The 13,914-nt window shown below is 69.1% G+C and carries 12 protein-coding genes; 5 read left to right on the forward strand and 7 right to left on the reverse strand.

Annotated elements, in window-relative coordinates; translation table 11 throughout:
• Positions 1-112: 112 nt before the first annotated feature.
• Positions 113-373, forward strand: coding sequence for a DUF1653 domain-containing protein (locus VFG40_RS08630; RefSeq protein WP_324896949.1), 261 nt, complete (start codon positions 113-115; stop codon positions 371-373).
• On the forward strand, positions 370-966 hold the full coding sequence (gene yjgA, locus VFG40_RS08635) for a ribosome biogenesis factor YjgA (protein ID WP_324896950.1): 597 nt from the start codon (positions 370-372) through the stop codon (positions 964-966). Before VFG40_RS08630 ends, yjgA begins: the two co-directional genes overlap by 4 nt.
• A 30-nt stretch (positions 967-996) precedes the next feature.
• On the opposite strand, the gene yiaA is transcribed toward yjgA, so the two are convergent.
• The 3 genes from yiaA to tldD form a co-directional block, all read right to left on the reverse strand.
• Positions 997-1,434 carry an inner membrane protein YiaA gene (yiaA, locus tag VFG40_RS08640; RefSeq protein ID WP_324896951.1) on the reverse strand — a complete coding sequence of 146 codons (438 nt, stop codon included), beginning with the start codon at positions 1,432-1,434 and terminating at the stop codon, positions 997-999.
• Between the two features lie 109 nt (positions 1,435-1,543).
• Complete coding sequence (locus tag VFG40_RS08645) at positions 1,544-1,882, reverse strand: hypothetical protein (RefSeq protein WP_324896952.1); 339 nt, start codon at positions 1,880-1,882, stop codon at positions 1,544-1,546.
• Positions 1,883-1,933: 51 nt separating this feature from the next.
• A complete protein-coding gene (tldD, locus tag VFG40_RS08650; protein WP_324896953.1) occupies positions 1,934-3,373 on the reverse strand; it encodes a metalloprotease TldD in 1,440 nt (479 codons plus the stop codon).
• Between the two features lie 129 nt (positions 3,374-3,502).
• On the opposite strand from tldD, the gene VFG40_RS08655 reads away from it, so the two are divergent.
• Entirely contained in the window at positions 3,503-4,708 is a 1,206-nt protein-coding gene (locus VFG40_RS08655; protein ID WP_324896954.1) for a sterol desaturase family protein, read from the forward strand.
• On the opposite strand, the gene VFG40_RS08660 is transcribed toward VFG40_RS08655, so the two are convergent.
• From VFG40_RS08660 to VFG40_RS08670, 3 genes are all read right to left on the reverse strand, one after another.
• Positions 4,705-8,580 (reverse strand): YhdP family protein, encoded by a 3,876-nt coding sequence (locus VFG40_RS08660; RefSeq protein WP_324896955.1) that lies wholly within the window; start codon positions 8,578-8,580, stop codon positions 4,705-4,707. The two genes, VFG40_RS08655 and VFG40_RS08660, sit on opposite strands and share 4 nt — an antisense overlap.
• Positions 8,581-8,607: 27 nt before the next feature.
• Positions 8,608-10,098: a ribonuclease G gene (gene rng / locus VFG40_RS08665; RefSeq protein WP_324896956.1), complete on the reverse strand. Its 1,491-nt coding sequence runs from the start codon at positions 10,096-10,098 to the stop codon at positions 8,608-8,610.
• 106 nt (positions 10,099-10,204) lie between these two features.
• Positions 10,205-11,395 (reverse strand): mechanosensitive ion channel family protein, encoded by a 1,191-nt coding sequence (locus VFG40_RS08670; protein ID WP_324896957.1) that lies wholly within the window; start codon positions 11,393-11,395, stop codon positions 10,205-10,207.
• Positions 11,396-11,436: 41 nt separating this feature from the next.
• On the opposite strand from VFG40_RS08670, the gene VFG40_RS08675 reads away from it, so the two are divergent.
• Both VFG40_RS08675 and VFG40_RS08680 read left to right on the forward strand, forming a co-directional pair.
• The gene (locus VFG40_RS08675; RefSeq protein ID WP_324896958.1) at positions 11,437-12,126 is read left to right on the forward strand and encodes a Dph6-related ATP pyrophosphatase; all 690 of its coding nucleotides are present in this window, start codon (positions 11,437-11,439) and stop codon (positions 12,124-12,126) included.
• Positions 12,110-12,622: a mismatch-specific DNA-glycosylase gene (locus tag VFG40_RS08680; RefSeq protein ID WP_324896959.1), complete on the forward strand. Its 513-nt coding sequence runs from the start codon at positions 12,110-12,112 to the stop codon at positions 12,620-12,622. The genes VFG40_RS08675 and VFG40_RS08680 overlap by 17 nt, the downstream gene beginning before the upstream one ends.
• Positions 12,623-12,709: 87 nt before the next feature.
• Here VFG40_RS08680 and fabV read toward each other — a convergent pair whose 3' ends face one another.
• On the reverse strand, positions 12,710-13,909 hold the full coding sequence (gene fabV / locus VFG40_RS08685) for an enoyl-ACP reductase FabV (RefSeq protein WP_324896960.1): 1,200 nt from the start codon (positions 13,907-13,909) through the stop codon (positions 12,710-12,712).
• Positions 13,910-13,914: the final 5 nt, after the last annotated feature.

The following is a 13,914-nucleotide window of genomic DNA, read 5'->3' on the forward strand; positions in this document are numbered from 1 at the left end:
TGGATGGCCCCCGGGAGCCCGATGTCGGTCCCGAGCCATCCAGACGACTCCACATGGGGTCGCGCGGACGCGATGAAAAGAGCGGGCCAGTCTGGCCGCTGCGGAGAACTCCATGCAACCTGCCGCCGGCATTTACCGTCACTACAAGGGCCAGCGCTACCGCGTGCTGGGCACCGCCCGTCACAGCGAAACCATGGAGCCGCTGGTCGTGTACCAGGCGCTGTACGGAGAGCACGGCCTGTGGGTTCGTCCCGCGGCGATGTTCTGCGAAACGGTGGAACTGGAGGGTGAGCCGATCCCGCGCTTTGCGCTGGAGCAGGCCGAGCCCGAATCCGCCCATCCCGTCATGCCATCCACCGGAAGCACCCCGTGAGCCCCAGCCGCAGCCGCAACCAGCACGAACTGGACGACGCCGAATACGGCCCCAGCCGCACCCAGCAGCGTCGCGACGCCAAGGCCGTGCTGGCATTCGCGATCCAGCTGGTGGAGATGCAGCCGGCCAAGCTCGCCAGGATCGAATTGCCCGACGACGTGCGCGAGGAAGTCGCCAACGTGCGCCGGATCACCGCGCACATCGCGCGCAAGCGCCAGCTGGGCTTTCTCGCCAAGGTCATGCGCCGCCACGACGACGCCGAGTTCGCCGCCGCGCATGCCGCGCTGGGCGACAACCGCGACAAGCTGCGGCAGGAAACCGCCGCCATGCACCGGATGGAGTCCATGCGCGAGCGGCTGATCGCCGAAGACAGCTCCGACGACGCGCTGGCCGAGCTGATCACCCATCACCCCGAGGTCGACCGGCAGCACCTGCGCTCGCTGATCCGCCAGGCCAGGGTGGAAAAGAACGTGCCGAACAAGCCACCGAAGGCGTACCGCGAGATTTTCCAGCTGCTGAAGGAACTGCAGGCCGATGCCGCGGCGGAAGCCGGGATGCCGGCCGACCAGGGCGAGAACGGCACCGCCGACTGAGACCGGGCTGCAGGCGCGTGCCGCGGCGGCTCAGCCCTCGCCGATGCCGCCGCCGAGCTCCGGCTCGCCTTCATGCAGCGCCATGTCGCGCACGTTCTTCTGCACGGCGACTGCGGCGAACAGGCTGAGCAGGAACGACATCGCGTAGAAGCCTTTCTCGCTCGGGCTGAGCGATGCATTCCACAGCCCCACCGCCAGCAGCAGTACCGCCAGCGCCAGCGACACCCAGCACAGGCCGAAGTAGATTCCGGTGACGCGGACACCTTCCATCCGGTCACGCACCGACTTCTGCAGCGAAACGGCGGAGAACAAGCCGTAGATCAGCACGGTGAAGTAGTAGCCCTTCTCGTTCAGCACCATCTGCGCGTTCCACAGGCCGATCAGGTAGGCAACCGAGCCGGTCAGCAGGGCGAGCCACGAAGCTCCCACGAAGGCAGCGGTGGGACGTTGGATCTGCGGCGTCAGCATGATCATCTCTCCATAGAAGGATCGGGCGTGGACCCGGCGCAGGCTACTGCACAACCGGCCGTGACAGCCACTGGCGCGATGGGGCGCATTCGCCACGCGGTACTCCCGCTCAGAGGTCGCGGACGTACATGCCGACGAACATCCGCAGCCGGCTGAAGAAGCGCCCGGCCCGGCGTGTGCCGTCCGCCAGCGCCGGCCACAGCCGTGGGCAGTAAACCTCGATCGCCAGCAGCACCCCCACCACCAGTTGCATCTCGAGCAGGGCCAACGCCGACTCGATGCCCACCGAATCCACCCACGCCGCCAGCGGCAGCAGCGACGGATTGATGGCGAGCCACAGCACCACGAGCAGGGTCAGCACGCGCAGGGACGTGCCGTGCAGGTCTTTCCGGCTCCACTCATCGCAAAGGCTTCTCCAGGAAAACCACTGCGGGTCCATGTGATTCATGTTCGTCCCGCGAACGACTGGCGTGCGTGCATCACCGCGCGATCCGCCGGATCAGGACGCGGTGCCGCCCACCGTCATCGCGTCGATGCGCAGGGTCGGCTGGCCCACGCCCACCGGCACGCTCTGGCCGTCCTTGCCGCACACGCCGACGCCCTCGTCCAGCGCCAGGTCGTTGCCGATCATCGAGACGCGGTTGAGCACCTCGGGGCCGGAGCCGATCAGGGTGGCGCCCTTCACCGGCGCGGTGATTTTCCCGTCCTCGATCAGATAGGCCTCGCTGGCCGAGAAGGTGAACTTGCCGCTGGTGATGTCGACCTGGCCGCCACCGAAGTTGGGCGCGTAGATGCCCTTCTTCACCGAGCGGATGATCTCGGCCGGATCGTGCTGGCCGGCCAGCATGTAGGTGTTGGTCATGCGCGGCATCGGCAGCTGGGTGAACGACTCGCGCCGGCCGTTGCCGGTCGGCTTGTCGCCCATCAGCCGCGCGTTGAGCTTGTCCTGCATGTAGCCCTTGAGGATGCCGTCCTCGATCAGCGTGGTGCACTCGGTCGCAGTGCCTTCGTCGTCGATGCTGAGGGAGCCGCGACGGCCACCGAGCGTGCCGTCGTCCACCACGGTGACGCCCCGGGCCGCCACGCGCTGGCCGATGCGCCCGGCGAAAGCCGAGCTGCCCTTGCGGTTGAAGTCGCCCTCCAGCCCGTGGCCGATCGCCTCGTGCAGCAGCACGCCCGGCCAGCCCGGTCCCAGCACCACCGTCATCTGCCCGGCCGGTGCGTCGATCGAGTCGAGGTTGACCAGCGCCTGGCGCACGGCCTCGTCGGCAAAGGCGAGGGCGCGACCGTTCTCGATCAGCTCGCGGTAGCCGTAGCGGCCGCCACCGCCCGCATGGCCCTGCTCGCGGCGGCCGTTGGCCTCGGCGATCACCTGCACGTTGAGGCGCACCAGCGGACGCACGTCGGCCGCCAGCGTGCCGTCGGAGGCAGCGATGAGGATGGTGTCGATGGTGGCGGCGATACTCACGATCACTTGAGTGATGCGCGGATCGCGCGAGCGCGCGTAGGCGTCCACCTCACGCAGCAGCGCGATCTTCTCCGGATTGGGCAGGCTGTCCACCGGGTCGATCGCCGGGTACAGCTGGCGCGTGTTGCCCAGCGCCAGCGGGCGGCCGGCGCCGCGGCCGTCCTGGGCAATCGCGCGCGCCGCCTTCGAGGCCTCCAGCAGTTGCGGCAGCACGATCTCGTCCGAATAGGCGAAGCCGGTCTTCTCGCCACTGATCGCCCGCACGCCCACGCCTTGCTCGATCGAATGGCTGCCGTCCTTGACGATGCCCTCCTCCAGCAGCCACGACTCGCTGCGCGAATGCTGGAAGTACAGGTCCGCCGCATCGATGGACGGCGCCATCAGCTGGCTGAACACGCGATCCAGGTCGCCGGTGGCCAGTCCGCCCGGGGTCAACAGGCGGCTCTGGGCTTGCTCGATCAGGGAAGACATACGCAGGCACTCGCAAAACGGGGTGTCGGGCAAAGGTGGGGCCGCACGCGGCGTGTTTAAAGCTGCCGCCGGACACGGCTTTGGCTACGATGCGGCATCGCCAGGAAGGCGTCCACAGGGGAACCGATCATGCAGCCATTTTCCAAACGCAAGCTCGCGCGCGATGTCATCGAGCACGCGGTGCACCAGCCGGTGGCCGAAACCGCGGCCATGCTCCAGCGCGACGGCGAACTCAAGCCGGGGCGGGGCAAGGTCAGCGGCGTGGTGGCGCTGTCGCTCGCGGTGCTGAGCCTGCTGGCGGTACTGGCGTTCCACTTTCCGCAATACCTGACCACACCCGACCTGCGCCACAAGTACTCGGTGGACCTGCTGCGCCAGCTGCTGCTCGGCGCGTTGCTGGTCGCCGGCGGCATGGCGCTGGGCAACCTGGTGCTGGGCCGCTCGCGCAACCTCAACCTGGTCGCCTTCGCGCTGGTGCTGGCTGCCACCGCCCTGGGCGGATCGCGGGTGCCGGTCGGCAGCTTTCCCGACCACACGCCGTACATCGGGCTGGACTGGTTCATCCTCGACCTGCTCGGTTCCACCCTCGTGTTCGTGGCGATCGAGAAACTGTTCCCGCTGTACAAGGGGCAGACGGTGTTCCGCAGGGAATGGCAGACCGACCTGAAGCATTTCGCGGTCAACCACTTCCTGGTGGGGCTGGCGCTGCTGACGGTGAATTTCCTGCTGCACCACCTGTTCGGCTGGCTCACCGCCAGCGCGTTCCAGCAGACCGTGCAGCACATTGCGTTCGTGCCGCAGCTGCTGGCGTGCATTCTGGTGGCGGACCTGGCGCAGTACTGGACCCACCGCGCGTACCACGAGGTGCCGTTCCTGTGGCGCTTCCACGCCGTGCACCACAGCGCCAAGACGATGGACTGGCTGGCCGGCTCGCGCCAGCACATGCTGGAGCTGATCGTGACGCGGGTGTGCGTGCTGGCGCCGCTGTACATCCTGGGCTTCAGCGAAGGCGTCATGAACGCCTACATCCTCGTGGTCGGCTTCCAGGCGGTGTTCAACCACGCCAACGTGCATCTGCCGTGGGGGCCGCTGAAGTACCTGGTGGTGACGCCGGATTTCCACCACTGGCACCACGCTTCCGACGACGAGGCGATCGACAGGAACTACGCCGCGCACTACGCGTTCCTGGACTACCTGTTCGGCACGGCGGTGAAATCGACCAAGACGTTCCCGGAGAAATACGGTGTGGTCGGCGACTACATGCCGGACGGCTTCGTTCGCCAGCAGTTGTTCCCGTTCCGTGGCCCGGCGGCGTCAGCCAAGGCGCCCGACTAGCGCACCGGCTCAGCGGGCAAGGCCGGAGCCGGCGCGCTGGCCGCCGGTGCCGGAGCGGCCGGCGGCGCGGCGCGCTTCTCCACCAGCGTGATCACCGGCTTGTCCCAGCTGCCGGTGATCGTGTAACGGGCGCTCGCCGCCTTGTTCAGCCCCTTGCCGAGCAACCCCTGCACGGCGAAGCCCGCCGCCGCGCCCACCGGCCCGCCGACCACCGCGCCGACCACCGGCAGACTGTTGCCCACATGGGGGACCACCAGCAGTTGCTGGTTGTAGTCGCGTGCCCGCAGGCCGGTGCGGCCGCTGACCGCGATCTCCGCCGCCGGGCCGCTGATCTTCAGGTTGCTGGTGGTGGCGACGCTGTCGGCGAACACGAAGCTGCCATGGATGCGGTCGAAGGCGAGCCCCTTGCCGAACACGTCGCCGAAATCGAGCGTCAGCCTGCGTGGCACCTCGGCCAGCGACACCAGCCCGAGCAGCCGGCCGACGCCGGGCGAGGCGGCCTCGGGGATGCGGCCGTCGGTGACGTCGACGTCCAGGGTGCCGTCGAGGTTGGCCAGGGTGATGGCCGACGGCCCGCCCGGCCAGCGTCCATCCAGGTGCGCGCGGGTCTTGCCGCCGTCGAAGAGCCCGTCGAAGCCCAGCACCGACAGCATCTTGCCCAGATCTTCGGCAGCAAAGTCGATGCGCATGTGGGTCTGGCTGTCCGCGGGCGTCCCGTTCCAGTCGCCGGAAGCGGTGATCTGCACGCTTCGGGACAGCGCGCGCAACTGGTCCAGATGCATGCCGCTGGCGGTGGGCCAGCTCTCCAGCCGCGCCTCGCCCAGCCGGGCATCCCCCAGGCGCAGGTCGTCCACCAGCAGGTGCAACGGCGGCAGGCTGGCGGGGTTGATGCCGGTGCGGGCCGCCTGCGCCGGCGTGGGCCCGGTGTCTGGCGCACGCTCCGCCACCCGCTCCGGTGTGCCGGCCGGGGCTGCCGCCTTCGGCCAGTAAAGGTGCTTGAGGCGCGCGGTGATCCCGCGTCGATCCAGATCGGCGGTGGGCACCTGGAAATGCCCGGACAGGGTGCGGCTGTCGGCGTCCACGCTCAGCTCGCCGGCCTCGGGTTGCACTTGCAGGTGCAGGCCGGGAAACACCGCGTCGAAAACGCTGGCGTGGTCGGCGGTGACGTCGATGCTCTCCAGCGTGGGCGCGTCGCCGTTGCCGCTGCCGGACATCACGTGGGCGATCCAGCCGCTCACGTCGAGACGATCGCCGTGGCCGCGCACGCGCAGCCCCTGCGCCGGCACCCTGTCGGGCATCGCGCCGCCCAGCACCAGCGCGCCCCCGAGCGGCTCGCCTTGCGCGCCGGGCAGGCGAAAGCGTGCCCGCAGCACGTCGTCCAACGCCACCTGCAGGTCGGCCGAGGCGGTGGGCAGCGGCAGCGTCACGTGCAGCGGCAGGACACTGCCGCCGGGTTTGTCCAGCGGCGCCGGCAGCTTGAGCGCGATGCCCTGCAGGGTGGAGTCGACCGTGAGCAGCTGATGCAGCGGCGCGCCGGCCGCATCGCGACTGATGTCGAAACCGATGCGCACGTCGGCCCGCCCGTCGGAGGCCTCGCCCAGCCACCCGATGGCTGGCTGATCCTGCACCAGCTCGGCCAGGCTGTAGCGTCCGTCCATGCTGGCGGAGAAGACCAGGTTGGGGTCGCCGGTGGCATCGGCGATCCGCATCTGCACGCTGGATGGCTGCCCGCGAAAGCCCGCCTGCAGCGGGCCGGCGCGAAGGCCGTGGGCATCGAACTGCAGCGGGCCGGTGAGCCCGTCCAGCCGCAGCTTCCACTCCGGCGCCAGCAGATCGGCATCGGTGAGCTGGGCCGTACCGCCCAGGGTGAGCTCGGCGCCGGGCTTGAACGGCAGCTGCAGGTGGAAGTTGAAATCGCCCTTCCCGCCCAGCTGCAGCTTGGACAGGGTGTCTGCCTCGCCGGCGCCGATGGGACTGCGCCGCACGAAATTCATCAGGTTGCCGCCGGTGCCGGTGCCGGTCACGTTGAGGTCGAGCATGGCGTCGCCGAAATCGGGGATCAGCGCCACCGCACGCTCCACCGTCAGCCCCAGCGCATCACCGCTGCTGGCCTGCACCAGCATGCCGTTGTCGACGAAGCTGGCCACGGCGTGCACATGCTCGGCCCGCGGCCAGCGTTCGCCGTAGTCGAGGGTGAGGTCATTGAGCGTGCCCTGCGCCTCGAAGCGACCCTCGTTGTGGCGGAACGGCCAGTCGGCGAGGCTGCCGCGCACCAGCACCGCACCCTCGTCGAGCGAGCCCCCCACCAGCGCGCGGTCGAGCCATTGCACGGCCCGCTCGGACATCGACCGGGGCCAGAACAGCTTGGCGGCGGTGACGTCGGCGTGTTCCACCCGCGCATACACGTCGAGGAACGGCGCACCGCCCTCTGCAGGCAGCAGCACGTCACCGCGTGCGCCCAGGTCGAAACCGCGGCCGGCCACCTGCAGCGCATCGATACCGATGTGCGTGCCCTCGTCGCCGCGCCAGAACGCCAGCGTGCCCGCCACGCGATCAAGCGCGAACGGCTGGCGGAACGCGCGCGGCAGGTCCAGCACGGCCGCCTGCGCCGGCAGCTCCAGCGACACGGCGGCGGCGTCGCCGCGCAGCGTCCCGTCGAGGTGGTCCAACCCCGGCAAGCCATCCACGGCATCGATGCCCAGCCCACGGAACTGCACCTGCAACGACACCAGGCCGGCGCCGCGTTGCCACTGCAATGCAGCGCGGCTGAGCTCGCCGCGCGGCTTGCCGGCACCCAGCCAGTGCGCCAGTCCAGGCGCCAGCTCCGGCTTCAGCGCCAGCCAGGGCGCCAGCGGTGCCAGCTGCAGATGGGTCGCCGCGACCCCCACGTGTGCATCAGGCGATTGCGGCCGATGCAGTGCCGCGACCAGCGCACTGCCATCGTCGCCCACCCAGGACACGCGGTAGCCGTCCGTGCTCTGGCGGATTTCGGCCACGCCGCGCACGGCGTCGACCTCGGCCCGCGCGCCACCGGGTCCTTGCAGGGACACGCCGGCAAGGTCGGCCTGCAGCACGCTGCGGACCACCTTGCCGCCACGCCAGTCCAGCCAGGCCGCCAGCTGTCCGCGGCCACGTTCGGCCGTATAGCCGGCCAGATCGATGTCGCCCAGCAGAGGCTTCACGTCGAGGTCGTCGCCCGCCAGCCAGACCCGGCCGCTGCTGCCGTCGTCGCGAAAATCGCCCGCCGCGGTCAACACCCCGCGCACGCCCTGGCGATGCAGGCGCGCGCCCAGGCGCACCCGGCCCGAACCGATCCCTGCCCGCAGCTGGTCGGCGACCAGCCGGTAGTGCCGGTCCAGCCGTTGGTCGGCGACGTCGATGGTGAGCTCGTCCAGCCACAGGTCCAGCGAGAGGTGCTCCAGCGACACCGGTGCAGCCGCCGTATCGTCGCTACCCAGGCCGCCTATCGACCAGTGACCGTCGGCCCCGCGCTCGAGATCGAGCGTGAGGCCGCGCGCGCGCAGGTTCAGCAGGTGCCGCGAGGGCAGCAACCAGCCGCCGAAATCGAGCAACAGGTCTGCCTGCGGGATCTGCAGCGGCGTCTGCCCGGGGCCACGCTCGCCGATGCGCACACCGTGCAGGGCGAAGCTCGGACCGGCCGGAGTCCAGCGCCCTTCCATCGCCTCGAACGAGACCGGCCGGTGCAGCCGCTCGCTGAGCTGGGCAGCCACCCATTGCGGGTGCCGCGCCAGCGCCGGCAGCAGCACCTGCGCCAGCGCTGCCATCACTGCCAGGGTGATCAGGGCGATGCCGATCGTCCAGCCCAGCGCACGCGAGGTGCCCTGCAGATGCCTTGCCCAGGCGCTTTTCACCGCGTGCGTTCCGCGCCGCCGGACCGGTTACAGCAACACCACATCGAACTGTTCCTGCGAGTAATGCTCTTCGGCCTGGAAGCGTATGCTCTTGGAGATGAACTCCTCCAGTTCAGCCACCGCAGTCGATTCCTCCTCGAGGATGCGGTTGACCACTGAAGGGTTGGCCATCACCAGCAGCTTGGCCGCATTGAACTGGCGCACCGCGCGGGTAATCTCGCGGAAGATCTCGTAGGTCACCGTTTCGGCGGTCTTCAGCGTGCCGCGGCCGGCGCAGGCCGGACACGGCTCGCACAGCTGGCGCTCCAGGCTTTCGGTGGTGCGCTTGCGGGTCATCTCCACCAGGCCCAGCGCCGACATTGGATACACCGTGGTCTTGGCGTGGTCGCGCGCCAGGCCCTTCTCCAGCATGCGGATGACCTGGCGCTTGTGCTCCTCGTCGGTCATGTCGATGAAGTCGATGATGATGATGCCGCCCAGGTTGCGCAGCCGCAGCTGGCGCGCCGCTGCCTGTGCGGCCTCCAGGTTGGTGCGGTAGACGGTCTCTTCCAGGTTGCGCGTGCCGAGGTAGCCGCCGGTGTTGACGTCGATGGTGGTCATCGCCTCGGTCTGGTCGACGATCAGGTAGCCGCCGGACTTGAGCGGTACCTCCTTCTTCAGCGCGCGCTGGATCTCGTCCTCCACGCCGTAGAGATCGAAGATCGGCCGCTCGCCGTCGTAGTGCTCGATGCGGTCGTCCAGGCTGGGCATGAACTTGTGCACGAACTTGACCACTTTTTCGAAGGTCTCGCGCGAGTCCACGCGCACCTTCTCGATGCCGTCGGTGAGCGAGTCGCGCAGGCTGCGCAACGGCAGCGAGAGCTCCTCGTAGACGCGCTCGCCGACCTTCGCCTTGGCGATGTTCTCCTGCACCACGCGCCAGACCTTGCCCAGGTAGGTCACATCGAAGGCCAGCGACTCGGCCGACTGGCCTTCGGCGTTGGTACGCACGATGTAGCCCAGCCGCGGCGAGCCCGGCACGTCGTCGCCAATCAGCGGGTTGAGCACGTCCTTCAGGCGCTGGCGCTCGGGCTCGTCCTCGATGCGCGCGGAGATGCCCAGCGTGCGCGCGTGCGGCAGCAGCACCAGATAGCGCGAGGGAATCGACAGGTGGGTGGAGAGGCGCGCGCCCTTGGTGCTGATCGGGTCCTTCACCACCTGCACCACGATCTCCTGGCCTTCGTGCACCAGCTCGCTGATCGAGGGCACGTGACCGCTGCCGGTCGACTCGCCTTCCACGGCGGGAATCGCGGGCCGGATGATGTCCGACGCGTGCAGGAACGCCGCGCGATCGAGCCCGATCTCCACGAACACGGCCTGCATGCCTGGCATCACCCGTTGCACGCGGCCCTTGTAGATGTTGCCCACGTAGCCCCGTCGCGAGGCCCGCTCGACGTGTACCTCCTGCAGCATGCCGTTTTCGACCACACCGACGCGGGTCTCCCGCGGCGTCACATTGATCAGGATCTCTTCGCTCACCGCACTACCCCTGCCTTGAACAGCCTTTATAGCGGCTGCCTCGTGGCACTGTCGATGCGCGCCCGCCCTTGACTTTGCGGGCCGTGACGCAGGCCCCGACGGCTGCTCAGGCTCGCTCGTGCGAGGCCGGCGCAGACGCGCCGACGCCGTCCTCCGGGTGCGGACTGCGCTGCGCGGGTACCGGCGCAGCGGCGGCGCGCGCGGAATGACCCGGTGGCTCCGACCATTCGCTGCGCAGGCGCGGCAGCGACTCGGGGTAGTGCCGGTGCACGAACGCCAGCAGGCCCTCGCGGACAGCGCAGCGCAAGTCCCAGTTGCGACCGGAGTCGGCCGAACTGACCAGCACCCGCACCTGCATCGCACGCTCGTTCGTATCCGTGACCTGCAGCACGCTGACCCGGCCGTCCCACTCCGCCGAGGCCTGGCACAACCGCTTGAGTTCCTCGCGCAGGGGCTCGAGCGGCGTGCGGTAATCGACCCATACGAACACCGCGCCGATGATCTGCGAGCTGGTGCGGGTCCAGTTCTGGAACGGGTGCTCCATGAACCAGTTCAGCGGCACCACCAACCGGCGCTCGTCCCAGATGCGCACGACGACGTAGGTGCCGGTGATCTCGTCGATGCGGCCCCACTCGCCCTCGATGATCACCACGTCGTCGAGGCGGATCGGCTGGGTCAGCGCGATCTGCAGGCCGGCAATGAGATTGCTCAATACCGGCTTGGCTGCCAGGCCCACGGCCAGTCCGGCCAGGCCCGCCGACGCGAGCAGGCTGGCGCCGACCTGCCGCACCAGCGGCAGCGTCATCAGTGCCGCCGCCAGTCCCAGCAGCACGATCAGCACCGTGGCGGTACGCCCCAGCACACGCGCCTGAGTCAGCACGCGCCGCGACTCCAGGTTGTCGGTCGCGTCCATCGGGAAGCGTTTCTGGAAGAACGCCTGCACCGCATGCACGCAGCGCACCGCCAGCCACGTCACCACGCCGATCAGCACGATCAGCATCAACCGGTCCAGCGGGCCGGCCACCTCCGGCGAGAGCGCGTCCGGACGCAGGCGCAGCACCAAAGCCAGCACAACCAGTGGCACCAGCCAGCCCATCGGCGCGCGGATGTAGCGCAACACGTCGCGCGCCAGCGGGTGGCCCTTCGCCAGTCGCCACAGCAGGGCGCGAAGCAGCCGGTGCAGCACCACCGCCACCAGCAGGGCGGCGGCGATGGTCAAGGCCAGGCGGAACAGGGGGGAACGGGCGAACAGGTCGGAGAAGAAGGCAAACATGCCGATGAGCGTGACAGCAGCCACGTCCACGCGATGTGGGCGCAGTGATCACGTAAAGTAATGGCATGAACTCCGTGCCCATCGTGCTCGCCTGGAGCGGCGGCAAGGACTGCCTGATGGCCCTGCAGCGGCTGCGTGCCGACCCGCACTGGCAGGTGGTCGCGCTGCTTACCACGGTCAACCGCACCTACGAGCGCATTGCCATGCACGGCGTGCGGCGCGACATCCTCGATGCCCAGGCCGCCGCGCTCGAACTGCCGCTGCTGGTAGTGGAAATGGACTGGCCCGGCTCCAACGAGGCCTACGAGGAAGCCCACGCCCATGCCCTCGCCGAGGCGCGCATGCGTTGGCCGGGCATCCGCCACTGTGCCTTCGGCGACCTGTTCCTGCAGGACGTGCGCGACTACCGCGTGCGCCAGCTGGGCAAGGCCGAATGGCGCGCGGTGTTCCCGATCTGGGGCGAGGGCACCGCTGCGCTGTCACGCCGCTTCGTCGCCGAAGGCCACCAGGCGATGCTGTGCTGCGTGGACACGCAGCAGCTCGAGGCGAGCTTCTGCGGCCGCGCGTTCGACGGCGCCCTGCTCGATGCCCTGCCCGCCGGCGTCGACCCGTGCGGGGAACGCGGCGAGTTCCACACGCTGAGCTTCGGCGGGCCGCTGTTCCGCACGCCGCTGGCCTTGCGCAAGGGCGAGTCGGTGCTGCGCGACGAGCGCTTCCAGTTCACCGATTTCCTGCTCGATGAGCCCTGGCGCTGACGATCACATCCTGCCGGACGTGCTGCAGGACCACCTGGCGCTGGTGTTCTGCGGCACGGCGGCGGGCACGCGTTCGGCGCGCGAAGGCGCCTACTACGCACATCCGGGCAACCTGTTCTGGCGCGCGCTGGCCGAGGCGGCACTCACGCCGCGGATCTACGCGCCGCACGAGTTCGCGCAACTGCCGGCGCTGGGCATTGGCTTCACCGATCTGGCCAAGTTCCACAGCGGCAACGACAGCGAGCTGCCGCGCGATGCATTCGACGTGCCTGCACTGCGGGCAAAGATCGAGCGCTTCGCCCCGCGCTGGCTGGCGTTCACCAGCAAGCACGGCGCGAAGGCGGCGCTGGGGCGGGCCATCACTGGCTACGGAGTTCAACCGGAGCGCATCGGCAGCACGCGCGTGTTCGTGCTTCCCTCGCCGTCGGGACAGGCGCGCGGGCACTGGTCGATGGAGCCCTGGCGCGAGCTGGCCAAGCTCGTGCGTGGCGCGTAGCGAGGCCGGGACCCGCCAGTTTTTTCCGCTCCTCCAAAGACACGGGCGCCCGAAGGCGCCCGTTGGCCTGCTGCTTGAAGGGGCGGGTTACATCGCCGCGCAGTCGAAGCGCACATCCGACGCCACGTCCTGGCCGTAGTCCACGTCGCTGCGGTCGAAGCCGAACAGCTTGAGGAAGTCGTGGCGATAGCCGGCGTAGTCGGTGAGCTGGTTGAGGTTGTCGGTGGTCACCGTCGGCCACAACGCCTTGCACTCGGACTGCACGTCCTCGCGCAGCTCCCAGTCGTCCAGGCGCAGGCGGTGCTCGTCGTCGAGCTGCGGTGCGGCGCCGTCGGCGCGGTAGAGGAAGTCGCGGAACAGGCGGTTGATCTGCTCGATGGTGCCTTCATGGATGCCCTTGGCCTTCATGATCTTGAACACCATCGACACGTACAGCGGAATCACCGGGATCGCCGCGCTGGCCTGGGTCACCACCGACTTCATCACGCCGACGTGGGCCTTGAGGCCCGCATGGCGCTCGCGCAGGGTGGCGGCGGTGTTGTCCAGATGCTGCTTGGCGCGACCCAGCGTGCCGTGCCAGTAGATCGGCCAGGTGATCGAGGTGCCTACGTAGCTGTAGGCCACGGTGGCAGCGTCGTTGGCCAGCACGCCGGCGGAGCTCAGCGCCTCGATCCACAGCGCCCAGTCCTCGCCGCCCATCACGGCGACGGTGTCGGCGATCTCCTGCTCGGTGGCGGGCTCGACGGTGACATTGACCACGGTGTCGCGGTTGGTGTCGATCGAGGTGGCGGTGAACGGCTCGCCGATGGTCTTGAGCGCCGAGCGCTTCACTTCACCCGTGCCCGGCAGCTTGCGCACCGGCGAGGCCAGCGAATACACCACCAGGTCGATCGGACCGCCCATCTCGGCCTTGATCAGCTCGATGGCGCGCGCGCGCGTCTCGTCGGAGAACGCGTCGCCGTTGATCGATTTGGCGACCAGCCCGGCCGCCTTGGCCGCCTGATCGAACGCGGCGGAGTTGTACCAGCCGGCCGTGCCGGTCTTGGTCTCGCTCGAGGGCTTTTCGAAGAACACGCCGAGCGTGGCGGCGCCATAGCCGAACGCCGCGGTGATGCGCGATGCCAGGCCGTAGCCGGTGGAGGCACCGATCACCAGCACACGCTTGGGGCCGTTGCCGCTCTGGCCGCTGGCCTGGGTGATGTCGATCTGTTCGACGACGTTGCGCGCGCAGCCCACCGGGTGCGCCGTGGTGCAGATGAAACCGCGGACTTTGGGATTGATGATCATGCGTT

It is taken from the genome of Dyella sp., assembly GCF_035685805.1.
GTDB lineage: Bacteria > Pseudomonadota > Gammaproteobacteria > Xanthomonadales > Rhodanobacteraceae > Dyella_A.